The sequence below is a fragment of the Kitasatospora sp. NPDC057512 genome (genome assembly GCF_042802135.1).
Taxonomy (GTDB): domain Bacteria; phylum Actinomycetota; class Actinomycetes; order Streptomycetales; family Streptomycetaceae; genus Kitasatospora.
The window spans coordinates 1-24,653 of the sequence record NZ_JBHVET010000036.1 but is presented as its reverse complement, the minus strand read 5'-3'; the positions used below and the strand labels follow the sequence as shown (position 1 = coordinate 24,653).

The window sequence follows — 24,653 nt, the reverse complement described above, 5'->3', positions numbered from 1 at the left end:
CGGCCGTGGTGGCCGGGCGGGCCGGGGCTCATCCCCTCGGGGCGGCGAAGCAGTGGACGGTGACGGTGCGTCCGGAGGGCCACCGCTGGTCGCCGCTGCCGAGGTGGGTCCAGCCGAGGCGGCGGTAGAGGGCCACGGCGGCGGTGTCGGTGGCGAGGACGTCGAGCACCGGGTGCAGGCCGAGCGCCCGCGCGTGCGTCACGGCGCAGGCCAGCAGCCGGGCGCCGATGAGGTGGCCGCGCGCCGCGGGGGCGACGTAGAGGCGGCCGATGACGCTGGTGAGCTCCGGGCGGCCGCAGGTGCGGTGGCCCCACAGGGCGGGGGCGAGGTCGCCCGGGGTGCTGCGGGCGAGGCCGACGTGTCCGGCGAGCCGGCCGTCCGACTCGGCGATCCAGGCGGCGAGCTGGCCGTCCGGGGCCAGCCAGGCGGCGGGGCGGTCGGGCCAGTCGGCGGGGTAGCCGTCGGCCGCGTGGACGTCGCCGAGCACCCGGACGCAGTCGGCGAGGTCGTCGGCGCGGCGCGGCCGGACCACCACCCCCGCTCCGGCCCGCCGTGAGTGGGACGCGACGACGGTGGCGCGTTCTTCGAGGTCTGCCATGCCGGTACGTTACCGGCCGGGCCTCACCGTCGCAGCAGGTCGACGACCCCGGTCAGGTCCTCCTCGCCACTGCCGATCTCCAGCCTGCGCTCCATCAACCGGAAGTACGGCTCCAGCAGTTCGGCGCTCACCCCCTGCTCCGCGGCGGTGCCCAGCAGCGTCCGTCGGCCGGCCACCTGCATCGCCAGGTTGGACACCACGCCCTCGGTGTAGTCGCCGCTCTCCAGCTGCTCCGCGGTCCTGGCCACCGAGCCGGACATCGCGGCGAGCCAGCCGCCCAGCAGCGGCGCCAGCTCGCTCGGTGCCACGGCCTCGCCGCGGACCAGCGCGAAGGCGTGCGCGATCCCGGCGAACATCCCGTACATCCCGCTGAGCAGCGCCACGTCGTGCAGCGCCGCGTACCCGGGATCCGTGCCCACGTACCGGGTGCCGGCCGGGACGGCGAGGGCGGCCCCGTGCTCCTCGAACAGCTCGGACGAGCCGCTGTAGAACACGTACGCCCCGGCCGCCGGGACGCCGATCATCGGCGGGACGGCCATGATGCCGCCGTCCAGGTAGCGGGCGCCGCGCTCCTCGGCCCAGGCGGCGCGGGCGCGGGCCTGCGCGGGGGTGCTGGTGACCAGGTTGACCAGGTCCTTGCCGGTCAGGTCGACGCCGTCCAGCGCCTCCGGCACGGAGGCGTCGTCGAGCAGGCAGACGACGACCAGCCGGTTCGCGGCGACGGCCTCCGCGGCGGTGGCGGCGACGGTGGCACCGCGGGCGGCGAGCCCCTCGGCGCGGGTGGCGGTGCGGTTCCAGACGGTCAGTGGGTGCCCGGCGGCGAGCCAGGCCTCGGCCAGCGCGGCGCCCATCGCGCCGAGGCCGAGCAGGGTGAGCGGGGTGGGCGTGGTGGACGGGGCGAGCGGGGTGGGCGTGGTCTCGGACACGTTCTCAACGGGGTTGGTTGCCATGGAGCCAGCCTCCGCGCCCGCCCCGGAAACGATCAAGTACGCACTTCGAAGTGGGTGGTTACCCTGGGGTCAGTATCCAGGTCGGAGGGGTGGAAGGGGTGGGCATGGCGACCGTGCCGAGGCCGGGGGCGTACATCTGCGGGACGGACGCCGCGATGGACGTGATCGGCGGCAAGTGGAAGGTGTCGATCCTCTGGGCCCTGGGCGAGCGCCCGCACTGCCGCTTCGGCGAGCTGCGCCGGCTGCTGCCGGGGATCACCGAGAAGGTGCTGGCCGCGCACCTGCGCGAGATGGAGGCGCACGGCATCGTGCACCGGGAGGCGTACGAGGAGGTGCCGCCGCGGGTCGAGTACGCGCTGACCGAGGCGGGGCACCGCCTCAACACGGCGCTGGGGCCGCTGGGCGACTGGGGCCGGGAGCACCTCCTGGGCGGGGCTCCGCACCCGGCGTAGCGCGGCCACCCGGAGCGCCCCATCCGACGACGCAACGCGGCCACCCGGGGCGCCCCGCCCGGCGAGGCGCCGGCCCTACGCGATCGCGGCCGACACCACCGCCGCCACCGCGATGTTGCAGGAGGCGGACACCCACACCGCCGGGTGCGGCTCCGGCTCGACCAGGATCGCGCCGAGCTTTCCCGGCGTCAGCAGGTCCACCAGCCAGAACGCGACGGCCATCAGCACCAGCCCGAGCAGGCCGTAACAGGCCGTCGACAGCAGGCCCTTGGCGAAGTCGGCGTAGGTGTACATGATCGCGGTGAAGACGATGCCGCCGATGCCGAGCAGCGCGGAGCTGAGCAGGACGGCGGCGTTGCGGTTGCGCTCGACCCAGATCTGGTGGCCGAGCCTGCCGGGCGTCAGCAGGTCGACCAGGCCGATGCCGAGGAGCAGCAGCACCACGCCGAGGGCGCCGTAGGCCGCCGCCGCACCGAGCCCGTGCAGGATGTCGTTCATCGTGGTTCCAGCCCCCGGTCCGCTCACGCCAGCCCCCCGACCGGCTGGTCAGGGCCCCGACCGCCTTGGTCAAGGGTTGGCAAAAGATACCCCACCCGGGTGAGGGGCGGACCGGGATCCGGAAACCGGGGGCGGGTCAGTCGTCCTCGTGCACCAGGTGGTCGACGCAGGCCGCGACGGCCAGCAGCAGCCCGGTGTCCGCGCCGTCGGCGATCTCCACCCCGTAGGTGTCCCGGATCCGGAACCACTTGCGGCTGATCCGGGCCAGGTCGTCGCCGTGCTGGTTCTCGATCCGGTAGTCCTTGTCGATCAGGTTGCCGTGGATCTTCAGCTCGCCGCCGGAGGCCAGCTCCACCAGGTACTTGTCCCGGAACGGGGTGAACAGCTTCTCCCGGACGGTGGCGACCACCTCGCCGTCGGCATCCTCGATCTTCATCGCGTCGCGGACGGTGAGCATCTTCTCCTTCACCACCGCGACCACCCGCCCGTGCGCGTCCTTCAGCTCGAAGGTGTCCCGCAGCCGCAGGACCTTGCCGTCCACCAGGTACGCCTTGCGGCCCCGGTCGTCCTCGATCCAGTAGTCGTCGCCGACCGCGAACAGCTTCTCCCTGACCAGGTACCGCACGTGCGACCTCCTCGTGTTGACGTCCGCCCCATTCGACCCCGGACCCCCGGCCGCGGGAAAGCACCGCCACGGGACGGCCGACCGGAAACCCCGTCGCACGACGGCCCCCGATCCCCTTCAATACGGCCATGCACCCCGACCTCACCACCGCCGAACTGCGAAGCGAACGCCTCGACCTGCTGCCGATCGCCCCCGGGCACGCCGAGGAGCTGGCGGCCGCGCTCGCCGACCCGGCCCTGCACGCCTTCACCGGCGGCCGCCCGGCCACCGTCGAGGAGCTGCGCGCCCGCTGCGCCCGGCTCGCCGCCGGCTCCCCCGACCCGGCCGAGGCCTGGGGCAACTGGGTGCTGCGGCTGCGCGCCGACGGCGCCCTCACCGGCTACGTGCAGACCACCGTCCGCCCCGACGGAGCCGAACTCGCCTGGGTGGTCGGCACCCCCTGGCAGCGCCGCGGCCTGGCCACCGAGGCCGCCCGCACCCTGCTCGCCCACCTCACCGCCGCCGGCGTCACCACCGCCGTCGCCCACGTCCACCCCGACCACGCCGCCTCCGCCAGGATCGCCACCGCCCTCGGCCTGCACCGCACCGCCCGCACCCAGGACGGCGAAACCCGCTGGCAGGCCGACCTCACCCGGCCGTAACCCCTCGCGGCCCGAAGGGTCGCCGTGTACCGGTCAGATCCTTGCGGCCCTCGAAGTTGATAAGTTCAATTAGCCGCTGATGGCATGTATCAACTCTGGGGAGAGCGACGTTGGCAGGACGAGGCAGGCCCAGCCGCAGTACCGTCTACAACCGACTCACCGGCGCGCTGACCGAGCTGAACGAGCGCTTCGGCGGACTCCCCAGTCCCAGGGAAGCTCAGGAGATCTGGGACGACATCTGGCATCAGGAAGCACACCACTCCACCGCGCTTGAGGGCAACACCCTGGTCCTTCGCGAGGTGCAAGCACTCCTGGATCAAGGTCGGGCCGTCGGGGCGAAGCCGCTCAGCGAGTACAACGAGGTCCAGGGCTACGCTGACGCCGCCCGCTGGGTCTACGGCCAGGCGTTGGAACCGGACGCTTGGCACGACGGCCGCCTCGTCACCCTCGGCGAGATCCGCCATATCCACCACGCGGCGATGACCCCGGTCTGGAACGTGGCACCTCACCCGGACGCGAGCGACCGCGAAGGCCCCGGCAACTTCCGCGAGCACGACATCGCCCCCTTCACCGAAGGCATGACGCCGCCACGCTGGCCGCTGGTCCCGGCACAGGTCGAGCAGTGGGTTGCCGAGGTCTGTGCTCTTGGCCGGCTGATCGAGGAGAGCACGGATCTCGACCGGCCCCTTCCCGAGGAACTGGCCAGGATCCACAACCGGTTCGAACGGATTCACCCGTTCCTCGACGGGAACGGCCGAACCGGTCGACTCGTCATGAACCTCGTCCTCGTCCGCCTCGGGTATCCGCCGATCATCATCCTCAAGCGACAGCGGGACGCGTACCTGACCGCACTGCGCAGGGCGGACGCGGGAGACTACGGCACCCTGGGCGAGCTGATCGCCCGGGCGATGGAGGACAATCTCAACCGCTTCATCGTCCCCAACGTGGCCGGCCCCGCGAGGATGGTCCCGCTCGCCGCACTCGTCGATGAAGAGCTGTCTCTCGCGGCGCTCCGACAGGCAGCCCAGCGCGGTCGCCTGAACGCCGTACAGGGCCCTGACGGAGTCTGGCGCTCGTCACGCAAGTCCGTCGCGGCCTACAAGGCCGCCAAACACCAGCGCAGGCCCCGCTCCACGGCTTGACGCCCCGCACCGGAATGCGGGCAGGGGGCGTGCGGTTTGATTGACGCATGGCATCTCGTGCACGTGTACGCGCCCCCGAGCTGGTCGGGGCAGGCGGTTGGCTGAACACCGGCGGCAAGGAGCTCGCGCTCGCCGACTTCCGGGGCAAGATCACGATCCTGGACTTCTGGACCTTCTGCTGCATCAACTGCCTGCACGTCCTGGACGAGCTGCGGGAGCTGGAGGAGAAGCACCGCGACACCGTGGTGATCGTCGGGGTGCACTCGCCGAAGTTCGTGCACGAGGCCGACCACCAGGCCGTGGTCGACGCCGTCGCCCGCTACGAGGTGCACCACCCGGTGCTGGACGACCCGGCGCTGGCCACCTGGAAGCAGTACGCCGTCCGGGCCTGGCCGACGCTGGTGGTGATCGACCCGGAGGGCTACGTGGTCGCCCAGCACGCCGGCGAGGGCCACGCCCACGCGCTCGCCCGGCTGGTCGAGGAGCTGGAGGCGGAGCACGCCGCGAAGGGCACGCTGCGCCGCGGCGACGGCCCGTACGTGGCGCCGGAGCCGACCGCGGGGGCCCTGAAGTTCCCCGGCAAGGCGGTCCGGCTGCCGAACGGCCACTTCCTGGTCGCCGATTCCGGCCACCACTCGCTGGTCGAGCTGGCCGAGGACGGCGAGACGGTGGTGCGCCGGATCGGCGACGGGCAGCGCGGGCTGGTGGACGGCGACGGCACGGACGGCGACGGCCCGCGGTTCAGCGAGCCGCAGGGCCTCGCGCTGCTGCCGGAGGGCTCGGCGTACGACGTGGTCGTCGCCGACACCGTCAACCACGCCCTGCGCGGCGTGCGCCTCGCCGACGGCCTGGTGACCACGCTGGCCGGCACCGGCCGCCAGTGGTGGCAGGGTTCGGCCACCGAGGGCCCGGCCCGCGAGGTGGACCTCTCCTCGCCGTGGGACGTCGCCTGGTTCGACGGCCGGGTCTGGATCGCGATGGCCGGCGTGCACCAGCTGTGGTCGTACGACCCGGCCGCCGGCACGGTCGCGGTCGCGGCCGGCACCACCAACGAGGGCCTGGTGGACGGGCCCGCCGCCGAGGCCTGGTTCGCCCAGCCGTCCGGTCTCGCGGTCTCCGCGGACGGCGAGCGGCTCTGGGTCGCCGACTCCGAGACCTCGGCGCTGCGCTGGGTTTCACGTGAAACAGGGGCGGTCCGGACCGCCGTCGGCACCGGCCTGTTCGACTTCGGCCACCGCGACGGCGCGGCCGACCAGGCGCTGTTCCAGCACCCGCTGGGCGTCACCGTGCTGCCGGACGGCTCGGTGGCCGTCGCCGACACCTACAACCACGCGCTGCGCCGCTACGACCCGGCGAGCGACGAGGTCAGCACGCTGGCCACCGACCTGCGCGAGCCCTCCGGGGCGGTGCTGGTGGACGGCGACATCGTGGTGGTCGAGTCGGCCCGGCACCGGCTGACCAGGCTGCGGCTGCCGGAAGAGGCGGTGCGGGTCGAGTCGGTGGCGCACCGCACCCGGCGCGCGGCCACCGAGGTCGCCCCGGGCGCCTTCCGGCTGGACGTGGTCTTCGAGGCGCCGAACGGCCAGAAGCTGGACGAGCGCTACGGCCCGTCCACCCGGCTGCTGGTCAGTTCGACCCCGCCCGAGCTGCTGGTCTCCGGCGCGGGCGCGGACACCGACCTCTCCCGTGAGCTGGTGCTCTCCGCCGAGGTCGCCGAGGGCGTGCTGCACGTCTCGGCGATGGCCGCCTCCTGCGACGACGACCCGGAGATCGAGTACCCGGCCTGCCACGTGCACCAGCAGGACTGGGGCGTGCCGGTGAAGCTGGTCGCCGACGGCGCCCGCCGCCTCCCGCTGGTCCTGGCCGGGATGGAGTAACCCGCAGCGGCACGCACCGGAACACCGCGCAGCGGAGCAGCGCGCAGGAACAACGCACAGGATCAACGCACAGCGGAACAGCGCGAAGGGGCCCGGCGGGACGACCGCCGGGCCCCTTCCGCGTCCGCCGTCAGCCCTCCAGGAAGGCCTTGAGCGCGCTGGCCAGCAGGTACGGGTCCTCCGCGCCGCACAGCTCGCGCGCCGAGTGCATGGAGAGCGCCGCGATGCCGCAGTCCACCGTCTTGATGCCCAGCCGCGCCGCCGTGATCGGGCCGATCGTCGTACCGCAGGGCATGGCGTTGTTGGAGACGAAGGTCTGCCACGGCACGCCCGCCTTCTCGCAGGCGGCCGCGAACACCGCCCGGCCGACGCCGTCGGTCGCGTAGCGGTTGTTGACGTTGACCTTGAGGATCGGCCCGCCGTTCGGCATCGGGTGGTGGCCCGGCTCGTGCCGCTCGCTGTAGTTCGGGTGGACGGCGTGGCCCATGTCCGAGGAGAGGCAGACGGTGCCGGCGAGGGCCCGGGCCCGGTCCTCGGTGGTGCCGCCGCGCGCGTGGATCGTCCGGTCCAGCACGGTGCCGAGCAGCGGGCTCTGCGCGCCGGTGTCGGACTCGCTGCCGGTCTCCTCGTGGTCGAAGGCGGCCAGCACCGGGATGTACGGCAGGCGGGCGGCGCCCTCGGCGGTGGCGACGGCGGCGAGCGCGGCGGTGGCCGCGTGCACCGAGAGCAGGTTGTCCAGGCGCGGGGCGGCCAGCAGTTCGCGGTCGCGGCCCAGGTAGGAGGCGGGCTGGACGTCGTGGGTCATGAGGTCCCAGCCGACCACGTCGGCGGCGGCCAGACCGGCCCGCTGGGCGACGTAGGAGATCAGCGCGCCCTCGTCGACCGGGCCGAGGCCCCAGATCGGGGTGAGGTGGCGCTGCTTGTCGAGCTTCATGCCCTCGTTGACCTGGCGGTCCAGGTGGATGGCGAGCTGCGGCACGCGCAGCAGCGGCTCGTCCAGCTGGACCAGCCGGGCGGTGCCGTCCTTGAGCGCGAGTCGGCCGGAGAGGCCGAGGTCGCGGTCCAGCCAGGTGTTCAGCGGGACGCCGCCGTAGATCTCCACGGCGACCTGCCGCCAGCCCTCCGAGCCGGTGTCCGGCACCGGCTTGACCCGCAGGTTGGGCGAGTCGGTGTGGGTGCCGACGATCCGGAACGGCGTCTCGGGGCCCGCTCCCTCCGGCAGGTACCAGGCGATCAGCGCGCCCCCGCGGATCAGGTAGCGCCCGCCGGCCGCGTCGTCCCACGCGTCCGTCTCGGTGACCTGCCGGAAGCCCGCCTTCTCCAGCCGCTCCGCGGCGCTCGCCACCGCGTGGTACGGGGAGGGTGAGGTGCCGAGGAACGCGATCAGGTCGTCGCTGTGCGTCCGGTCGAAGAATGCCTGGCGGGCGGCGGTCGACATGCTGCTCCTGGGTCGAGTGAGGGCCGAAGCCGGATGGGGAGTCGGCTTCGCACCTGAGCATATGCCCGTACACGGACAGGGCATTCGGAACACCTGGTTCGGTGCACGACCCGGACACGACCGTGAACCGCCGCGCACGGTCGGAGCTTTCCGCCGCCGGACCACCGCCCCGGACGCACGCCCCGACCACGGCCCCGGACGCACACCCGGAGCACCGCCCCGGACGCACACCCCCACCACGGCCCCGGACGCACCGAAGGGCCCGGTGGCAGCCGGGCCCTTCGGTACGAGGGTGTGTCAGGCGGTTCGAGGGGGGCGCGGGCCTTAGAAGGCCTCCTCCGCCAGCTCCATGATCTCGTTGTCGATGCCCTCGGCGATCAGGCGCTGCGGGGCGACGGTCGGCAGGACGTTCTTGGCGAAGAAGCGGGCGGCCGCGACCTTGCCCTGGTAGAACGGGACGTCCTTCTCGGAGGCGCCGGCCTCCAGCTTGGCCAGGGCCACCGCGGCCTGGCGCAGCAGCAGCCAGCCGACCACGACGTCGCCGGAGACCATCAGCAGGCGGGTGGTGTTCAGGCCCACCTTGTACATGTTCTTGACGTCCTGCTCGACCGAGGTCAGGTCGGCGATGAGCTTGCCGACGATGGCCTCCAGGTCGCCGGCGGCCTTGGCGAGCAGCTCGCGCTCGGCGGCCAGGGCGTCGCCGCCCTCGGCCGAGCCGATGAACTTCTGGATCTGCTCGTTCAGGGCGGTGAGCGCCTGGCCGCCGTCCTTGACGATCTTGCGGAAGAAGAAGTCCTGGCCCTGGATCGCCGTGGTGCCCTCGTACAGGGTGTCGATCTTGGCGTCCCGGATGTACTGCTCGATCGGGTACTCCTGGAGGTACCCGGAGCCGCCGAAGGTCTGGAGCGACTGGGCGAGCTGCTCGTAGGACTTCTCCGAGCCGTAGCCCTTGACGATCGGCAGCAGCAGGTCGTTGAGGCGCTCGGCGGCCTCGTCGTGCTCGCCGCGCAGCTTGGCGGCCATCATGTCGTCCTGGGTGGACGCGGTGAACAGCACCAGCGCGCGCATGCCCTCGGCGTAGGCCTTCTGGGTCAGCAGCGAGCGGCGCACGTCCGGGTGGTGGGTGATGGTGACGCGCGGGGCGGTCTTGTCCAGGAACTGCGAGATGTCGGCACCCTGCACGCGCTCCTTGGCGTACTCCAGGGCGTTCAGGTAGCCGGTGGAGAGGGTGGCGATGGCCTTCGTGCCGACCATCATCCGGGCGAACTCGATGATCTTGAACATCTGGCGGATGCCGTCGACCTTGTCGCCGAGCAGCCAGCCCTTGGCCGGGTGCTTGGCGCCGAAGGTCATCTCGCAGGTGTTCGAGGCCTTGAGGCCCATCTTGTGCTCGACGTTGGTGGCGTAGACGCCGTTGCGCTCGCCCAGCTCGCCGGTCTCCCAGTCGAAGTCGAACTTGGGGACGATGAACAGGCCCAGGCCCTTGGTGCCCGGCTTTCCGCCCTCGGGGCGGGCCAGCACCATGTGGATGATGTTCTCGGACATGTCGTGCTCGCCCGAGGTGATGAAGCGCTTGACGCCCTCGATGTGCCAGGAGCCGTCCTCCTGCTGGATCGCCTTGGTGCGGCCGGCGCCCACGTCGGAGCCCGCGTCGGGCTCGGTGAGGACCATGGTGGAGCCCCACAGGCGGTCGGTCATCCGCTTGGCGACCTCGAGCTGCTCCTCGGTGCCCTCCTCGGCGATGACGCCGGCGAAGGCCGGGCCGGAGGAGTACATCCAGATGGCCGGGTTGGAGCCCAGGATCTGCTCGGCGAAGGCCCAGATCAGCGAGTTCGGGGTGACCTGGCCGCCGATCGACTCCGGGATGCCCAGGCGCCACCACTCGGCGTCCATGAAGGTCTGGTAGCTCTTCTTGAAGGTGGCCGGGATCGGCGCGGTGTTGGTCTCCGGGTCGAAGACCGGCGGGTTGCGGTCGGTGTCGGCGTAGGACGCCGCGAGGTCGTTCTCGGCGAGGCGCGCGATCTCGCTGAGGATGTTCTTCGCGGTCTCGACGTCCATGTCCGCGAACGGTCCGGTGCCGTACACCTGCTCGCGGCCGAACACCTCGAAGAGGTTGAACTCCACGTCCCGCAGGTTGGACTTGTAGTGACCCATGGCCGTTATCTCCGGTTCGTCGCTTCCGGGAGACCGCCGCGTTCCGGCGTCCCGTACCCACCAGTAGGCATCATGATGCTACCCAGCGGTAACTTGGGCAAGCCCCCGCCGGCGAATCCGCTATGAACGTGGTCACGTCCCACAGCCGACGCGGCCACTCCTTGTCAGGATCGGTGCCAGCGGAGAGGGGTGCGCTCCCGCTAGCCTGTCCGTGTGTACGGATATGACCAGAACACATACCCGGGCGACCCCTACCAGCAGCAGGCGGGACCGCAGCAGGGCATGAACGGCATGCCCGGACCCGACGCCTACGGCGGGCAGTCGCAGGCCCCCCAGCAGTCCCTGTACCCCGAACCCTCGCCACCCTCACTCGCGGACGCCGTCCGGGCCTTCACCACCGGCTCGATGGCGGTCGAGGACTTCCAGGCGATCTTCATCACCTCGAAGGTGCACTGCCCCCGCGGCGAGCGCCCCGGCTTCCTGGCGCTGCACAACACCCCGACGCCGGTGATCCCGATGTTCAGCTCGCTGAAGGAGCTGCGCCGCTACGCCGGCAAGGACTCCAAGCACTTCACCGTCACCGGCGCCGAGGTCCTGGACCTGCTGCCGACCGGCTACGGCTTCGCGCTGGACATGGAGGGCGAGCACCGGATGGTGTTCGACGCCAAGGCCGTCGAGCAGATGGTCGACTTCACGATGCGCCGGATGTACGGCTGACCCATGCTGGACGAGGAGCCCCGCGCTCCTTCGTCGCTACATAGTTCAACTTTCAACTTGCTTGTTGTTGAGGATTGAACTAACCTCATGGATGTAGGCCAGACACCCCCCGAAGGAGGCCGACATGCCCGCCGTGACCGTCGACAACCCGCTGACCCTCCCGCGCGTCACCACGCCGGACCCCGCCGTCACGAGCGCACGGCCGGTCCTCACCGTGGCGACCGCCCCCGAGGGCTACGAGGGCGAGGGCTTCCCCGTCCGCCGCGCCTTCGCCAAGATCAACCAGAAGTACCTCGACCCGTTCATCATGATGGACCAGATGGGCGAGGTGGACTACGCGGCCGGCGAGCCCAAGGGCACCCCCTGGCACCCGCACCGCGGCTTCGAGACCGTCACCTACATCATCGACGGAACGTTCATCCACCGGGACTCGCACGGCGGCGGCGGCACCATCACCGACGGCGACACCCAGTGGATGACCGCCGGCTCCGGCCTCCTGCACATCGAGACCCCGCCGGAGTCCCTGGTGCAGTCCGGCGGCCTGTTCCACGGCCTCCAGCTGTGGGTCAACCTGCCCGCCTCGGACAAGATGATCACCCCGAAGTACCAGGACATCCGCGGCGGCAGCGTCAAGCTGCTCAGCACCGAGGACGGCGGCGCGCTCCTGCGCGTCATCGCCGGCGAGCTGGACGGCCACCAGGGCCCGGGCACCACCTTCACCCCGATCACCATGATCCACGCCTCGATCAACCCCGGCGCCCAGATCACCCTGCCCTGGCGCTCCGACTTCAACGCCCTCGCCTACGGCCTCGCCGGCAACGGCTCGGCCGGCACCGAGCACCGCCCCTTCCACCGGGGCCAGGCCGTCGTCTTCGGCGACGGCGACTCGATCACCCTGCGCGCCGACGAGAAGCAGGACTCCCGCGACAACAACTTCGAGGTCGTCCTCCTCGGCGGCCTCCCGATCCGCGAACCCGTCGCCCACTACGGCCCGTTCGTGATGAACAGCCACCGTGAACTCCAGCAGGCCATGGAGGACTTCCAGGCCGGCCGCCTCGGCACCATCCCCGCCGACGGCCACTGAGCCCGCCCGCTCGTGAGGGCCCGGACCGCACCCGGTCCGGGCCCTCGCGCGTTCACCGCCTACAGCAGCGCGTACAGGGCCGAGGCGTCGTCGTGCGTCTTGCCGCGCGGCCAGCGCTCGCAGCCGGCGTCCGCCCGCTCCACCGCCCGGACCTGGGCGATCAGCTCGCCCGGGCCGGACTCGGCGAGCAGCCGCAGCACGTCGCCCCAACTGCCCAGCCCGAAGCGCTCGGTGTAGCGCGAGGCGCCGTCGGTGAGGGCGGCCAGCGCGTGCAGCCGGTCCAGCCGGACGAAGCCCGTCTCGGCGTGCTCGGCCGCCCGCGGGCTGGCGGCGGCGATCCACGGGCCGTTGCCCCGGTTGCGGGCGGCGCGCACGGCCAGCACGTACTCCAGGTGCAGCGCGGCCCGCTCGGCCGAGCCGGGGACGGTCTCCCAGACCTGTCGGCGCAGTTCCTCGCCGCCGGGGAAGCGCTGGTTGTCCCCGATCACCTTCGGCGGACCGTCCTTGAACTCCAGCACCAGCAGGGAGTCGCCGAGCACCAGGTACTCCAGCGCCTCGCCGTGCCGCCGGGCCGCGACGACCATCGCGGCGGGGGTGTTCGGGTGGGCCAGGTCGCAGCGGCCGCCGTGCAGCGCGGCCGTCTCCACGATGGCGTCGGCCAGGCAGTCGGCGATCGAGCGGTCCGCCCGGTCGGTGAGCCGGGCGAGCAGGTGCACGCCCAGCCGGCGCACGTACCAGGCCGTCCCGTGCCGGCACCCGGACTCCAGACCGACCGGCGAGCTCGCGCCGTCCAGCAGGACCAGCGCCTCCGGCGAGGCCACCGCGAAGTCCTCGCTCTCGCGGTCGGGCCGCCGTGCTTCCCCTGCGAGCTGTAGCTGCATCCCGACAGTGTGGCCGCCGCCCCCGGCCCGCGCCCAGACCCGTGCGCCGGTGTGGCGCGGGCCGGGCCCGGCGCCCGGTGGCAGCCGGGGTGATTCGGCCATACCGTCGGACAGTGACCGGACGATTCGGCCAATCGGAGCGGGGCGGGTTTGGGACCACCTTCGGGTGTCCGGGCGGCCCGCGACTGACGAGGAGCGGAAGATGTTCTGGGAGTTCATCGTGTTGCTGGCCGCCTCGCTCGGCTTCCCGACCGCCGCACTGCTGTTCCTGATCGGCGGGCCGCGCTTCCCCGACGAGCAGCGCGGCCCCGACACCCGGGGCGCCGGGGCCGCTCGCCGCTCGTAGGGCCTGTCCCACCGCGGACACGGGTCGAGGGCCGGCCCCGGGTTTCCGGAATCCCCTGTGTTCCGGAAACCCCGGGGCCGACGCGGTCTACGGCTTCCAGGCCGGGTCGCGGCCGAGCAGCGCCAGGGCGCGGTCGAACCGGCCGGTGCCACCGCCGGGTTCGAGCCCCGGGGCGAAGGCCCGGCCGGGCGCCCGGTGCTCCTCGGTGTCGGGGACGGCCTCGGTCACCGTCAGCAGCGCGGTGGCCAGCGCGTCGTCGCCGTCCACCGCCGCGACCAGCGCGTCCCGGGTGCCGAGCGCGGCGGCGACGTCCCAGCCGTGCACCAGGGTGTCCAGCAGGTGGAAGCCCACCGCCTGAGTGAGCGGGAAGGGGCCGCCGTCACGGATCTCGGGCAGCCAGAGCGGCCGGTCGGCGGCAGCCGCCTCCCGGAAGGCCTCGGTGAGGTCGGTACCGGTGCGCCGGAAGGCGCCCGCCGGGTCGGCGCCGAGCGGGGCGTCCGCGAACAGCGCCAGGTCCGGCCCGGCGCCGCGGGCGGCCGCGGCGAAGCCCTGGTGCTGGCCGACGCAGTGCTCCAGCAGCTTGCGCAGCGTCCACCCGGCGCAGGGGGTGGGCAGGTCGAGCTGGTCCGGCCGTAAGCCGTCCACCACCTGGACGGCCAACTCCATGGCCTGTGCGTGCAGTTCGATGATCCTCATACGACAGCGACCTCCCGGCCGGCAGAGATGAACCCGATCACCTGATCAACAACGGTCGGCTCCGCGATAATCCGGCTGCGGCCCAGGCCCTGAGTAACGATCAGCTCCGGCCACCCCCCGTACGCCTCGCGCAGCCGGTGCGCCTCGCTCGGCGGGACGACGGTGTCGCCCTCGTCGTGCACGACCGGGACCGGCCCGCCGACCACCTCGACCCGGCCGATCCGGCGCTCGCCTAACGCTCCGCCAACGCCCGTTCGATGAACGCCGCTTGGGCCAGCAGTAGCTCGTCCCCGCCCGGCGCTCCGACCACCTGGAGGCCCAGCGGCAGCCCCTCCTCGGTCCGCCCGGCCGGCAGGCTCAGCGCCGGCCGCCCGAGGAAGCTCCACGGCAGCGACATCACCGCGTCCCCGGTGCTGTGCAGGCCCTCCGGCGCCCCGCCGGTCGCCGAGGGCGCCAGCCACAGGTCCACCCCGGCCGCGGCGCCCGCCGCGGCCACCCGCTCGCGCAGCCGCTCCCGGAACCTCAGGGCGGCCTCCCGGTCCTCGGCCGCGACGCCCTGGCCGATCCGGATGCCCACCGCAGTCTCCGGCCGGTAGAGACCGCCGAAGCGGGCGAACCAGTCGGCGTGGCTGCGGGCCAGCTCGAAGCGGTTGACCGTCTGCAGCTGCCGGGCGACCTCGGCGAAGTCCGGGAACAGCTCGACCCGGCGCACCGTGAGCCCGGCCCGCGCCAGCCGGACCAGCTGCCCCTCGAAGGCGCGCAGCGCGGCCGGTTCGGCGCACTCCAGGTACGTCCCGTCCGGCACCCCGAGCACGGGCTGCCGGACCTCAGCAGCACCGATCCGGTCGTCTCCCCGCCAGTCGTCGCAGAGCAGCGGGGCCGCCAGGGCCGCGCCCGCCAGGTCGGCGGTGAAGGTCCCCAGGGTGTCGAGGCTCGGCGCGTTCGGGATCACCCCCGCGATCGGGATCCGCCCGTACGTCGGCCGGAAGCCCACCACCCCGCAGTACGCGGCCGGGCGGATCACCGAGCCGACCGTCTGGGTGCCGATCGCCAGCGGCACCAGCCCGGCCGCGACCGCCGCCGCCGACCCGCTGCTGGAGCCGCCCGGGGTGTGCCCCGGGCGGTGCGGGTTGCGGGTCGGGCCCGGGGCGCTCGCGGCGAACTCGGCGGTCACCGTCTTGCCCGCGACCAGCGCCCCCGCCGCCAGCAGCCGGTCCACCACCACGGCCTGCGGCCCGGCCAGCACCCCGGGCGGCAGCGCCGAACCGCCGTGCGTGGGCAGCCCGTCCACGTGCACGATGTCCTTGACGCCCACCGCCACCCCGTACAGCGGCGGCCGCCGGTCGGGCTCCGGGTACCGCGCGGCCAGCTCGCGCGCCCGCGACCGCAGCCGGTCGTACCGCCCGGGCTCCGGCACGAACGCGTGGATCAGCGGGTCCACCCGCTCGACCAGCGCGCACAACCGGTCCACGTACTCGGGAAGTTCCGGCACACCGGCGCGCAGCCCGGCGGCCTCATCGGTCAACGGCCGCGGCCGGACGAGGGATTCCTCCATGCCGAGCACGGTAGCGCCGTTTACGGGTGCTCGGCCGCCAGGTACGGCGCCTCACGCAGGAAGTACGCCCCGCAGGTGTGACAGCACAGCTCCGGGGTCTTCCCCCAGTCCACCGCCTCCCGCACCCGCGCCCCCGGGTCGAGCTCGCGGCCGCACATCGCCACGCTCTCCTCACCCCGGACCACGTGCCACAGCCGCACCCCGCCGGCCTCGCCGCCGGCGCCGTACTCGGCTCGCATCTGGTGCATCATGCCCCCATCGTCCGACCGCCGCGCGCACCCGGCAACCGGAGCGGGACCACCGGCCGGCGACCCGTACGGCCAGCCCCGGCCGGCTCACCGCGGACATCCGGAGCGTCTCTCTCCGTGACATCCACGTTGACGGGGCCTACCGTCCGGCCGAGACTGGTTGCGCGTACGCTCCAGACTCGGCTACGGGGGGAACCGATGGGCGATGCAGTGTTTTTGACGATCGATCATCTTTCGAGAATGCGCGCGGCGGCCGACCGGGTCAGGGGGCTCTCCCAGCGCCGCGCCCAAGTCCTCGAACTCATCGGAACCGACCTGTCCAACCAGGAGATCGCCGCCGAACTGCGGATCGAGGAGCGGACCGTCAAGGCGCACACCGCCGCCCTGTTCGAGCAGCTCGGCGTGTGCTCGCGCATCCAACTGGCCCAGGCGGCCCTGCTGTTCCGGCTGGAGGACTGTACCTGAGGACACTGGTGGACCCGTCCGGCCCGGTGCTGAGATGTCCTGGCCCCACTCGGGGCATCGGCAACTACCCTCCGCACCAAGAGAGATGGGGATCACCATGCTCAAGAACCGGATGGGCCGCGTGGCCACCGTGGCGGCCGCCGCCGTCGCCGCGCTGACCCTCGGCACCGGTGCCGCCAACGCCCTCTACGTCAGCGACTACACCACCGCCGCCAACATCCGCAGCGGCCCGTACACCAGCAACTCCATCAACGGCATCGGCTACCCGGGCCACGGCACCAACGACTGGTGCTGGACCCCGGGTTCGACCGTCAACGGCTACTTCGCCTGGGACAGCAACACCGACCGGAAGACCGGCGTCTGGGGCTACACCTTCGAGGACTACATCTCCGGCGCCTACGCCAACCAGCAGACCAAGTGCTGATCTGCCCCACCGCACCACGGCCCTCTTCGCCCCACCGCTAATGGGGCGAAGAGGGCTCCGCCCGAGACTACCGGCCCGCCCACCCGATGAGGTCCACTCGTGAGGTCCCACCGCCGCACCGCCCTGGTCGTCGCCGCCGCCGGGCTCGCCCTGCTCACCGGCTGCTCCTCCGGCGGGAGCGCCGCCCCGGCCACCGGCGGATCCGGCGGCCGGGCCGCCGCGCCCGCCCTGACCGCGACGCCCAGCCCGACGACCGTGGCCGACACCCAGCAGCTCCCGCTGCGGGCCTTCGCGGCGAGCCCCCAGGAGCTGACCGGCATCGCGAAGGCGCAGGGCCTGCTCACCCAGGACTGCATGAAGCGGCTCGGCTTCGCCTCCTGGCAGCCGAACAACGCCGACCTCACCAAGGCCGGCAAGGACGACATGCCCACGCCGTACGGGTTCCTCAACGAGGCGCAGGCCGCCCAGTACGGGTTCCACGCACCCGGCAGCATCGGGGGAGCCAAGACCAACAGCAGTCCGATGAACCCCGCCGAGTTCACCGCGCTGTCCGGGCTGAAGTCCCCCACCGGCGGCGAGCCGGCCGGCGGCAGCACCCCGCCCGGCGGCTGCACCGGCGAGGCCGACCGCAAGCTCAAGGGCGACAAGCCGCCCGCCGCCGACGTCTACGGCGACCTCACCGGCCAGTCGATGAACCGCACCAAGGCGGACGCCCGGGTGGTCGCCGCCACCACCGAGTGGGCGTCCTGCATGAAGCAGCGGGGCTACGCCTACGGCAACCCCGAGAGCCTCAGCACCGAGTCCTGGGGCCCCACCGTGACCCAGCGGGAGATCGACACCGCCAAGGCCGACGTCGCCTGCACCCGGCAGACCAACCTCTCCGGCATCGCCTTCGGCGTGCAGAGCGCCATCCAGAAACAGCTGATCGAGCAGCACGACAACGAGCTGAAGGCCTACCGCGCCGCCATCCAGTCCCAGCTCGACCAGGCGGCGGCGGTGCTGCGGGAGCACGGCCAGTGAGCCGCGCCCGGCCCGGCCGCCCGGCGCGGACGGCCGCCGCCGCCCTGGCCTGCGCCGCCGTCCTGGCCGCCGCGGGCTGCTCCGGCACCTCCTCGGCCGCCCCGGACCGCACCACCGCCACCGGCCCGTACGGCGAGCGGCTGACCGCGGTCGGGGACGACCTGCGGCAGCCGTACCTCGCCTACTGGGACGAGTGGACGAAGGTCGCCCGGGCCGGCGACGTCGCCGCCGCGCCGCTGGACGCCCACGCCGACGAGCCCAACCTCTCCATCCTGCGCGCCTCGGTGGACCAGCTGCGCCAGGAGGGACAGCACATGAGCGGCGAGGTGAGGCACCGGCTGCTCGGCGTGTGGACCGACGGGGAGGCCCGCCGGATGTACGACTGCGTCGACCTGAACGCCTGGCGGATCGTGGACGCGGGCACCGGCCGCGAGATCAGCCAGGTCGGCCAACGGCCCGAACAGCTCAGCATCATGACGATGCGTCGGATCGACGGGGTGTGGAAGGTTACGGACATCCAGAACCCGCTGCCGTGCCCCGGGGGCACCGCCGCCCCGTCCCGCAGCAGCTGACCCCCGTCCGAGCGCGAAGCACCGGAAGACGTACCGGAAATGGAAGCCGTGGAGACACCCGAGCCCGAGGCCACCGCAGCGGAACCCGCCACCCCGGCCGGGCCCACCCCGCGTCGACGGCGGCGGCTGATCGTCGTGATCGCCCTGGTCGCGGCGGTCACCGCCGGGGGCGGGATGTGGGCCGCCACCCTGATCCGCTCGCCGGAGCAGGCCGCCGCCGACGCCAAGGCGCCGCCCGCCACGGTGCTCACGGCGCCGGTGGTGCAGCGGGTGCTGTCCAACACCACCGTCCTGCGCGGGGTGTTCACGGCCGGCCAGTCCTTCCCGGTGCAGCCGGGCGCGGTCTCGGCCAGCGCCGGCGGCCCGGGCGGCGGCAACCCGATCGTGACGGCGCTGAAGGTCGGCAGCGGGGACGCGGTGGACTCCGGACAGGTGCTGGCCGAGGTGTCCGGACGGCCGGTGATCGCCCTGCCCGGCTCGACGCCCGCCTACCGCGACATGGCGCCGGGCGAGTCCGGCGGCGACATCGGCCAACTGCAGGACGTGCTCCGGGACATGGGGTACTACCCGGGCGGCGACGACAAGGGGTACTTCGGGGCCGCCACCAAGGCCGCGGTGGCCAGGCTCTACCAGAAGCTCGGCTACCCGGCGGCCACCACCGGCGACCAGACCGCCACCGCCGTCCGGACCGCCCAGCAGGCCGTGGACCAGGCCAAACAGGCCGTCCAGGACCTGGCGAGCCAGCCGGCCCGCGGCGGCGAGCCGACCGCCGCGGCCACGGCGGGCACGGCGGACACGGCGGGCACGGCGGCCGGCAAGAGCGGCGCACCGGCCCCGGGGGCCACCGGGACCGGCGCGCCCTCCGGGGGCGCCGCCGCACTCGCCCGGGCCCGCGCCGATCTCACCGCCAAGCAGCAGGACCTGGCCCGCGCCCAGGCCAAGGACGGCCCCCAACTGCCCGCCGCCGAGGTGGTCTTCCTGCCCGCGCTGCCGGCCCGGGTGGGCGCCGTCGGCGCCAGGGTCGGCGACAGGGTGACGGCCCCGGTCCTCACCCTCACCGCCGGCGGCCTCAACCTGACCGGCCACCTGCTCCCCGGCGACGCCCCGCTGGTCAAACCCGGCATGGACGTCACCGTGCTGTCCGAGACCACCGGCGTCCAACTCCCCGCCAAGGTCGGCTCGGTGGGCGCGCTCGTCACCCCGGGCAGCCCCGGTGGCGGCGGTGGCGGTGGCAGCGGCGGGGGTGGCGCCGCCAGCGCGGCACCGGCGGCCCCGGGCGCCGGCACCGACCCCTACGTCCCGCTCGTCGTCACGCCCGACGCGCCCTGGGACCCGGCCCTGGAGGGCCAGGACGTCCGGATCACCGTGGTCGCCGCCTCCACCCAGGGCGAGGTGCTCGCCGTGCCCTCCTCGGCCATCAGTTCGGGCGTCGACGGCCGGACCTCGGTGTCCGTCGCCGGCGCCGACGGCACCCGGCGCACCGTGGAGGTGACGGCGGGCGTCGCCGCGGACGGCTTCGTCGAGGTCAAGCCCGCCGCCGGAGCCGAACTCAGGCCCGGCGAGCAGGTCGTGGTCGGCCGGTGAGCGGCGCCGAGACGGACCCCGCCGGAGCGGACCGCGACACCCCGGTGATCCGGCTGCGCGGGGCGTTCCGCACCTTCCCCGGACCACCGCCGGTCACCGCCCTGCACCCCCTCGACCTGGAGGTCGCCCGCGGCGAGTACGCCGCCGTGATCGGCCCCTCGGGCTCCGGCAAGTCCACCTTCCTCAACCTGCTCGGCCTGCTCGACCGGCCCAGCGGCGGCACGTACGAACTCGACGGCATCGACACCGGCGCGCTCTCCGAGGCCCGTCGCACCGCGCTCCGCGGGCGCCGGATCGGCTTCGTCTTCCAGTCCTTCCACCTGCTGCCGTACCGGACCGCCCTGGAGAACGTGATGCTCGCCCAGGTCTACAACGGATCGGCCAGGGCGGGCCGGGCCGAGGCCGCCCGGCGGGTCCTGGACCAGGTCGGCCTCGGCCACCGGGCCGAGGCCCTGCCCTCCAGGATGTCCGGAGGAGAACGCCAACGCGTCGCGGTGGCACGGGCGTTGGTGAACCGGCCGTCGCTCCTGCTGTGCGACGAGCCGACCGGGAACCTCGACTCGGCGACGGCCCTGCGGGTCATGGAACTGTTCGAGGAACTGCACGGGAGCGGCCTGACCCTGCTGGTCATCACCCATGACCGGGAGGTCGCCGAACGGGCCCGCCGGACCATCACCATCCGGGACGGCCGGCTGAGCGCGACCGGGGCGGCGGTCGAGCGGTGAGGAGACGCGCCACGTCCACCGAAGTCCCGCTCTCCCGGCTCAGGTTGACCGACCTGCTGAGCGAGGCGCTGTCCGGCATGGTGCAGCGGCCCGGCCGGTCGGTGCTCACCCTGCTGGGCACCGTCCTCGGCGTCGGCGCCTTCGTCGCCGTCCTCGGGCTCACCTCCAGCGCCACCGGCCAGATCGGCAAGCGCTTCTCGGCGCTGCAGAACACCACGGTCACCCTGGTCGGCAGCGGAGCGGAGGTGGTCCTCGGCAACGGACAGCACCGGGCCGCCATGGACTTCCCCGAGGACGCCGACCGCCGGGCGGGCCGGCTCAACGGCGCGGTCGCGGCCGGGGTCTACTGGAGCGCGCCGCTGACCGAGCCGAGGATCTCCACCTCCCCGGTGCCCGGCACCGGCTCCGGCGCCGGGCTCAACATCCTGGCGCTCTCCCCCGGCGGCTTCGACGCGATCGAGGCCCGGGTCTCCGCCGGCACCGTCTACAACGCCTTCCACAGTGAACGCGGCCTGCGCGTCGCCGTCCTGGGCTCGGCCGCCGCCGGACGGCTCGGCATCAGCCGCCTCGACGCCCACCCCGCGGTGTTCGTCAACGGCGTCGGCTTCACCGTCATCGGCATCATCGACGGCAGCACCCGACTGCCCGAGACCGCGCTCGACATCATGGTGCCCACCACCACCGCGCGAACGCTCTGGGGCAACCCACCGCCCGGGGAGAACGGCCGGGCCCGGATGGTGATCCGCACCCGGACCGGCGCGGCCGCCCTGGTCGCCTCCCAGGCCCCGACCGCCCTGCGCCCGGAGGCCCCCAAGGACTTCGAGGCCCTCGCCCCGCCCGACCCGCACACCCTGCGGGACTCCGTCTCCACCGACCTCACCGGGCTGTTCCTGCTGCTGGCCGCCATCTGTCTGGTGATCGGCGCGGTCGGGATCGCCAACACCACGCTGGTCGCCGTCCTGGAGCGCACCGGCGAGATCGGCCTGCGGCGCGCCCTGGGCGCCCGGCCCCGGCACATCGCGGCCCAGTTCCTCACCGAGTCCACCGTGCTCGGCACGCTCGGCGGACTGATCGGCACCGCGATCGGCGTGGCCGTCGTGGTGCTGGTCGCGCTGGCCCGCGACTGGACCGCCCTGCTCCAGCCCTGGACGGTCCTGCCCGCACCCCTGGCCGGCAGCCTGGTGGGCCTGCTGGCCGGCCTCTACCCGGCCCTCCGGGCCGCCGCCGTCGAACCGGCCGAAGCCCTGCGCCACTGACCGACCCGGCTCCCCCGCTCACCCGCCCTACGACGCCGCCTGGAGCAACGCGCCGTCCTGCCACTTGAGGATCTTGTCGAAGCTGACGATCGCCCCGCGCAGCGGGTGGTTGCGCAGTTGGACGTGGTCGGTGAGGGCGTGGATGAGGAAGAGACCCCGGCCGGACTCGGCCGTGAGGTCGGGGAGGGTGTCCAGGTCGACCGGGCGCAGGGTGGGGACGCTGGGGCGACAGGGCAGGACGTGGGTGTCGTACGGGTGGCCGTCGCGGCGGGGGCCGTGGGCGGCGAGGACGCGGGCCGGGACGGTGGCGCGGCCGCGACGGGTGCGGCGGGGCGCCCGGCCCGCCACCGCCGCACGGGCCTGGTCCGGGGCGGGGGTGCGGCGGACGGCGGCGGCCCCGGCGGGCGCGGGGGCCGGCAGGCCGGGCCCCGAGTCGGTGACCTCGATCCGCAGCCGGTCGCCGCAGATCGAGGCGGTGACCTGGAAGCCGTCGTCGGGCCGCCCGGTGGCACCGTGCTCGACGGCGTTGGCGCAGGCCTCGGTGAGGGCGACGCCGAGGTCGTCCGCGATCTGCGGGTCGACGCCCGCGGTCGCCATCGCACCGAGCAGGATGCGCCGGGCCAGCGGAACGCTGGCCGGGTCGCGCTTGAGGTGCAGAGTCCACCAGATGTCCACGGGAGGTCCCTCCTGGCTGCGGCTCCACATACAACTAGGTATCTCCGGGCGATTCCCCGGCGAACCGTGCCCGGGGGCCGCTACCGCCCGTTCGGCGGATGGACCGGGGGCCGGGGTCTGTGCCGGGCGACGCGTACGCCCCCTCGCACGCGCCGCCGAAAGGGGCATTCGTAGGGATTTCCCACCCTGCCCGTGTCGGCGGCGTACGCAATGAGAGGATGGCCCGGCCATGACTGCCCTCGCCGCCGCCCCGCTCCCGGGCGCCCCCGGACCGGCCCAGCCGGTGGGGTCCGCCGCCTGGGACCTACGGCTTGCCCGGGCGGTCCCGTTCGCGCTGGTGTGCACCCTGATAGCCGCCGCCGGGCACGCCCTGGCGGGTGGCGGGAACGTGCCGCCGACCGCGCTGGCGCTGGGCTTCGCCGCGGTGCTGGCGTTCGCGGTGGTCTGCGGCGGGCGGGAGCGTTCGCTGGCGGCCATCGCCGGGGCGCTCGGTGCCGGGCAACTCGGACTGCACTGCCTCTTCCACGGTTTCAACGGTTTCAACGGCTCCATGGCCGGCATGCACCACGGCGGCTCAGGTCCGCTGACCGTGCCGCAGGTGGCCGGCCGGCTGATCTGCAACGAGGCCCGCCCCGGCACGCTGCTCGGCCTGCCGGGCAGCCCGTCCCCGGAGCAGCTGGTCTCCTCCGCGGGCCTGGATCCGCACGCGTTCGCCGCCGCGCCCTGGTGGCAGGCCGGCGTCTTCGGCATGACGCCGTCGATGCTGGCCGGGCACCTCGGCGCCGCGCTGGTCGCGGGCTGGTGGCTGCGGCGCGGCGAGGCGGCCCTGTGGCAGCTGCTGCGGGTGGCCGCCACGGCCGCCCGGGCGCACTGGGCGGCGCCGCTGCGTACGGCGTTCGCGCTGGTGGCCGCGTTGCTGCGCGATCTGTTCGGGGCGGCCGGCCCGGCCCGCCGGTTCGGTGCCCGGGGCGGGGAGAGCCCGCTCCCGGCGGGTGCCGTGCTGCGGCACAGCGTGGTGCGGCGCGGCCCGCCGTGCGGGGCCCTCGCGTACTGACCGGCGTTTCCTGACGGCCTCCGGGCCGTCCCGGGTGCCCGGCGTGCGTACCGTCCGGCCGTTCCCCTCCGACCACCGGGGCGGCCCGAGGCTCCACCCCCACGTCCCCACCCCCGCGGCCCCCGCGGCACGGCTCCCGTCCGTCGCCGGTTCCGGCTGCCGCCGAGCTCCGATCGGAGACCCGCATCATGCGTTCCCTTCCCGCCCGCCGTCTCGCCGCCGTCGCCCTCACCGCCGCCGCGTCCGTGGTGGCGCTGGCCGGCCCCGCCTTCGCGCACGTCACCGTGAACCCCGGTGCGGCCGCCCAGGGCGGCTACACGGCCGTCGACTTCCGGGTGCCGAACGAGAGCGACACGGCGGGCACGGTGAAGCTGGAGGTCAACCTCCCGCTGGACCACCCGCTGGCCTCGGTCCGGACCCTGCCGCTGCCGGGCTGGACCGCCGCGGTCGAGAAGGCCAAGCTCGACAAGCCGATCAAGGTGCACGGCAACGACGTCACCGAGGCCGTCTCCAAGATCACCTGGACCGCCGACGCCGGCACCAGGATCGCCCCCGGCCAGTTCCAGGAGTTCCGGGTCTCGCTCGGCCCGCTGCCGACCGACACCGACAACCTGGTCTTCAAGACCCTCCAGACCTACGACAACGGCGACATCGCCCGCTGGATCGACGAGACCAAGGACGGCCAGCCCGAGCCGGCCAAGCCCGCGCCCGTCCTGAAGCTCACCAAGGCCGCCGAGGGTGACGGCCACGGCGTCACCGCCTCCCCGGCCGCGGGCGCCCACGGGGACAGCTCCGACCGGGCCGCCGCCTCCGGCGACGCCAAGTCCAGCGACTCCACCGCCCGCACCCTGGGCGTGGTCGGCATCGTCGTCGGTGTGATCGGCACCGCCGTCGGTGTGCTCGGCCTGCGCCGCAAGAGCGGCAACGCCGCCTCCTGACCCCACGCCGGCGGGGCCCGTACCCGGAACACCGGTAC

At 73.6% G+C, this 24,653-nt stretch carries 28 protein-coding genes; 16 read left to right on the top strand and 12 right to left on the bottom strand.

All coding sequences use genetic code 11. The features are described from left to right. Positions 1–28: 28 nt before the first annotated feature. Both ACFU6K_RS04790 and ACFU6K_RS04785 read right to left on the bottom strand, forming a co-directional pair. On the bottom strand, positions 29–598 hold the full coding sequence (locus tag ACFU6K_RS04790; RefSeq protein ID WP_380660909.1) for a GNAT family N-acetyltransferase: 570 nt from the start codon (positions 596–598) through the stop codon (positions 29–31). A 23-nt stretch (positions 599–621) separates the two neighbouring features. Beyond that, complete coding sequence (locus tag ACFU6K_RS04785) at positions 622–1,548, bottom strand: NAD(P)-binding domain-containing protein (protein ID WP_380660908.1); 927 nt, start codon at positions 1,546–1,548, stop codon at positions 622–624. Between the two features lie 104 nt (positions 1,549–1,652). Between ACFU6K_RS04785 and ACFU6K_RS04780 the strand changes: the two genes are divergently transcribed. Further along, complete coding sequence (locus ACFU6K_RS04780; protein WP_380660907.1) at positions 1,653–2,000, top strand: winged helix-turn-helix transcriptional regulator; 348 nt, start codon at positions 1,653–1,655, stop codon at positions 1,998–2,000. 75 nt (positions 2,001–2,075) lie between these two features. Here ACFU6K_RS04780 and ACFU6K_RS04775 read toward each other — a convergent pair whose 3' ends face one another. Then, positions 2,076–2,498, bottom strand: a complete 423-nt coding sequence (locus tag ACFU6K_RS04775; protein WP_074002038.1) for a DUF350 domain-containing protein — start codon at positions 2,496–2,498, stop codon at positions 2,076–2,078. A 136-nt stretch (positions 2,499–2,634) separates the two neighbouring features. Continuing rightward, positions 2,635–3,123, bottom strand: a complete 489-nt coding sequence (locus ACFU6K_RS04770) for an LURP-one-related/scramblase family protein (RefSeq protein WP_049651067.1) — start codon at positions 3,121–3,123, stop codon at positions 2,635–2,637. A gap of 128 nt (positions 3,124–3,251) precedes the next feature. On the opposite strand from ACFU6K_RS04770, the gene ACFU6K_RS04765 reads away from it, so the two are divergent. The 3 genes from ACFU6K_RS04765 (at position 3,252) to ACFU6K_RS04755 (ending at position 6,783) form a co-directional block, all read left to right on the top strand. Further along, positions 3,252–3,764, top strand: a complete 513-nt coding sequence (locus ACFU6K_RS04765; protein ID WP_380660906.1) for a GNAT family N-acetyltransferase — start codon at positions 3,252–3,254, stop codon at positions 3,762–3,764. A 110-nt stretch (positions 3,765–3,874) separates the two neighbouring features. Beyond that, complete coding sequence (locus tag ACFU6K_RS04760; RefSeq protein WP_380660905.1) at positions 3,875–4,906, top strand: Fic family protein; 1,032 nt, start codon at positions 3,875–3,877, stop codon at positions 4,904–4,906. A 47-nt stretch (positions 4,907–4,953) separates the two neighbouring features. Beyond that, positions 4,954–6,783 (top strand): NHL domain-containing thioredoxin family protein, encoded by a 1,830-nt coding sequence (locus ACFU6K_RS04755; protein ID WP_380660904.1) that lies wholly within the window; start codon positions 4,954–4,956, stop codon positions 6,781–6,783. 130 nt (positions 6,784–6,913) lie between these two features. On the opposite strand, the gene ACFU6K_RS04750 is transcribed toward ACFU6K_RS04755, so the two are convergent. Together ACFU6K_RS04750 and ACFU6K_RS04745 are read right to left on the bottom strand one after the other, a co-directional pair. Continuing rightward, positions 6,914–8,221 (bottom strand): M18 family aminopeptidase, encoded by a 1,308-nt coding sequence (locus ACFU6K_RS04750; protein WP_380660903.1) that lies wholly within the window; start codon positions 8,219–8,221, stop codon positions 6,914–6,916. 324 nt (positions 8,222–8,545) lie between these two features. Then, positions 8,546–10,375, bottom strand: coding sequence for an acyl-CoA dehydrogenase (locus ACFU6K_RS04745; protein ID WP_380660902.1), 1,830 nt, complete (start codon positions 10,373–10,375; stop codon positions 8,546–8,548). Positions 10,376–10,588: 213 nt separating this feature from the next. On the opposite strand from ACFU6K_RS04745, the gene ACFU6K_RS04740 reads away from it, so the two are divergent. Both ACFU6K_RS04740 and ACFU6K_RS04735 read left to right on the top strand, forming a co-directional pair. Beyond that, positions 10,589–11,092 (top strand): SseB family protein, encoded by a 504-nt coding sequence (locus ACFU6K_RS04740; protein WP_380660901.1) that lies wholly within the window; start codon positions 10,589–10,591, stop codon positions 11,090–11,092. Between the two features lie 124 nt (positions 11,093–11,216). Beyond that, positions 11,217–12,176 carry a pirin family protein gene (locus ACFU6K_RS04735; protein ID WP_380660900.1) on the top strand — a complete coding sequence of 320 codons (960 nt, stop codon included), beginning with the start codon at positions 11,217–11,219 and terminating at the stop codon, positions 12,174–12,176. Positions 12,177–12,235: 59 nt separating this feature from the next. Here ACFU6K_RS04735 and ACFU6K_RS04730 read toward each other — a convergent pair whose 3' ends face one another. Next, the gene (locus tag ACFU6K_RS04730; protein WP_380660899.1) at positions 12,236–13,057 is read right to left on the bottom strand and encodes an integrase; all 822 of its coding nucleotides are present in this window, start codon (positions 13,055–13,057) and stop codon (positions 12,236–12,238) included. Positions 13,058–13,259: 202 nt separating this feature from the next. On the opposite strand from ACFU6K_RS04730, the gene ACFU6K_RS04725 reads away from it, so the two are divergent. Continuing rightward, on the top strand, positions 13,260–13,403 hold the full coding sequence (locus ACFU6K_RS04725; protein ID WP_380660898.1) for a hypothetical protein: 144 nt from the start codon (positions 13,260–13,262) through the stop codon (positions 13,401–13,403). An 87-nt stretch (positions 13,404–13,490) separates the two neighbouring features. Here ACFU6K_RS04725 and ACFU6K_RS04720 read toward each other — a convergent pair whose 3' ends face one another. The 4 genes from ACFU6K_RS04720 to ACFU6K_RS04705 are packed head-to-tail and all read right to left on the bottom strand — an operon-like array spanning position 13,491 to position 15,905. Next, positions 13,491–14,099: a TIGR03086 family metal-binding protein gene (locus ACFU6K_RS04720; RefSeq protein WP_380660897.1), complete on the bottom strand. Its 609-nt coding sequence runs from the start codon at positions 14,097–14,099 to the stop codon at positions 13,491–13,493. Then, positions 14,096–14,281, bottom strand: a complete 186-nt coding sequence (locus ACFU6K_RS04715) for a hypothetical protein (RefSeq protein WP_380660896.1) — start codon at positions 14,279–14,281, stop codon at positions 14,096–14,098. The genes ACFU6K_RS04720 and ACFU6K_RS04715 overlap by 4 nt, the downstream gene beginning before the upstream one ends. 50 nt (positions 14,282–14,331) lie before the next feature. Beyond that, on the bottom strand, positions 14,332–15,654 hold the full coding sequence (locus ACFU6K_RS04710; protein WP_380660895.1) for an amidase: 1,323 nt from the start codon (positions 15,652–15,654) through the stop codon (positions 14,332–14,334). 20 nt (positions 15,655–15,674) lie between these two features. After that, positions 15,675–15,905 (bottom strand): hypothetical protein, encoded by a 231-nt coding sequence (locus tag ACFU6K_RS04705; RefSeq protein ID WP_380660894.1) that lies wholly within the window; start codon positions 15,903–15,905, stop codon positions 15,675–15,677. A gap of 237 nt (positions 15,906–16,142) precedes the next feature. Between ACFU6K_RS04705 and ACFU6K_RS04700 the strand changes: the two genes are divergently transcribed. The 7 genes from ACFU6K_RS04700 to ACFU6K_RS04670 all read left to right on the top strand — a co-directional run bounded on the left by ACFU6K_RS04700 (position 16,143) and on the right by ACFU6K_RS04670 (position 21,948). Then, the gene (locus ACFU6K_RS04700; protein WP_049657156.1) at positions 16,143–16,367 is read left to right on the top strand and encodes a response regulator transcription factor; all 225 of its coding nucleotides are present in this window, start codon (positions 16,143–16,145) and stop codon (positions 16,365–16,367) included. 85 nt (positions 16,368–16,452) lie between these two features. After that, the gene (locus tag ACFU6K_RS04695; protein WP_380660893.1) at positions 16,453–16,791 is read left to right on the top strand and encodes a hypothetical protein; all 339 of its coding nucleotides are present in this window, start codon (positions 16,453–16,455) and stop codon (positions 16,789–16,791) included. A 99-nt stretch (positions 16,792–16,890) separates the two neighbouring features. Continuing rightward, positions 16,891–17,811, top strand: coding sequence for a hypothetical protein (locus ACFU6K_RS04690; protein ID WP_380660891.1), 921 nt, complete (start codon positions 16,891–16,893; stop codon positions 17,809–17,811). Continuing rightward, positions 17,808–18,383 carry a hypothetical protein gene (locus ACFU6K_RS04685; RefSeq protein ID WP_380660890.1) on the top strand — a complete coding sequence of 192 codons (576 nt, stop codon included), beginning with the start codon at positions 17,808–17,810 and terminating at the stop codon, positions 18,381–18,383. The genes ACFU6K_RS04690 and ACFU6K_RS04685 overlap by 4 nt, the downstream gene beginning before the upstream one ends. A gap of 48 nt (positions 18,384–18,431) precedes the next feature. Further along, a complete protein-coding gene (locus ACFU6K_RS04680; RefSeq protein ID WP_380660889.1) occupies positions 18,432–19,967 on the top strand; it encodes a peptidoglycan-binding protein in 1,536 nt (511 codons plus the stop codon). Further along, complete coding sequence (locus ACFU6K_RS04675; protein ID WP_380660888.1) at positions 19,964–20,692, top strand: ABC transporter ATP-binding protein; 729 nt, start codon at positions 19,964–19,966, stop codon at positions 20,690–20,692. The genes ACFU6K_RS04680 and ACFU6K_RS04675 overlap by 4 nt, the downstream gene beginning before the upstream one ends. Beyond that, complete coding sequence (locus ACFU6K_RS04670) at positions 20,689–21,948, top strand: ABC transporter permease (RefSeq protein ID WP_380660887.1); 1,260 nt, start codon at positions 20,689–20,691, stop codon at positions 21,946–21,948. Before ACFU6K_RS04675 ends, ACFU6K_RS04670 begins: the two co-directional genes overlap by 4 nt. A gap of 27 nt (positions 21,949–21,975) precedes the next feature. On the opposite strand, the gene ACFU6K_RS04665 is transcribed toward ACFU6K_RS04670, so the two are convergent. After that, entirely contained in the window at positions 21,976–22,623 is a 648-nt protein-coding gene (locus ACFU6K_RS04665) for an ATP-binding protein (RefSeq protein WP_380660886.1), read from the bottom strand. Positions 22,624–22,852: 229 nt separating this feature from the next. Here ACFU6K_RS04665 and ACFU6K_RS04660 point away from each other — a divergent pair, with 229 nt between their 5' ends. Continuing rightward, positions 22,853–23,677 carry a hypothetical protein gene (locus ACFU6K_RS04660; protein WP_380660885.1) on the top strand — a complete coding sequence of 275 codons (825 nt, stop codon included), beginning with the start codon at positions 22,853–22,855 and terminating at the stop codon, positions 23,675–23,677. A 188-nt stretch (positions 23,678–23,865) separates the two neighbouring features. Further along, positions 23,866–24,615: a YcnI family protein gene (locus tag ACFU6K_RS04655; RefSeq protein WP_380660884.1), complete on the top strand. Its 750-nt coding sequence runs from the start codon at positions 23,866–23,868 to the stop codon at positions 24,613–24,615. Positions 24,616–24,653: the final 38 nt, after the last annotated feature.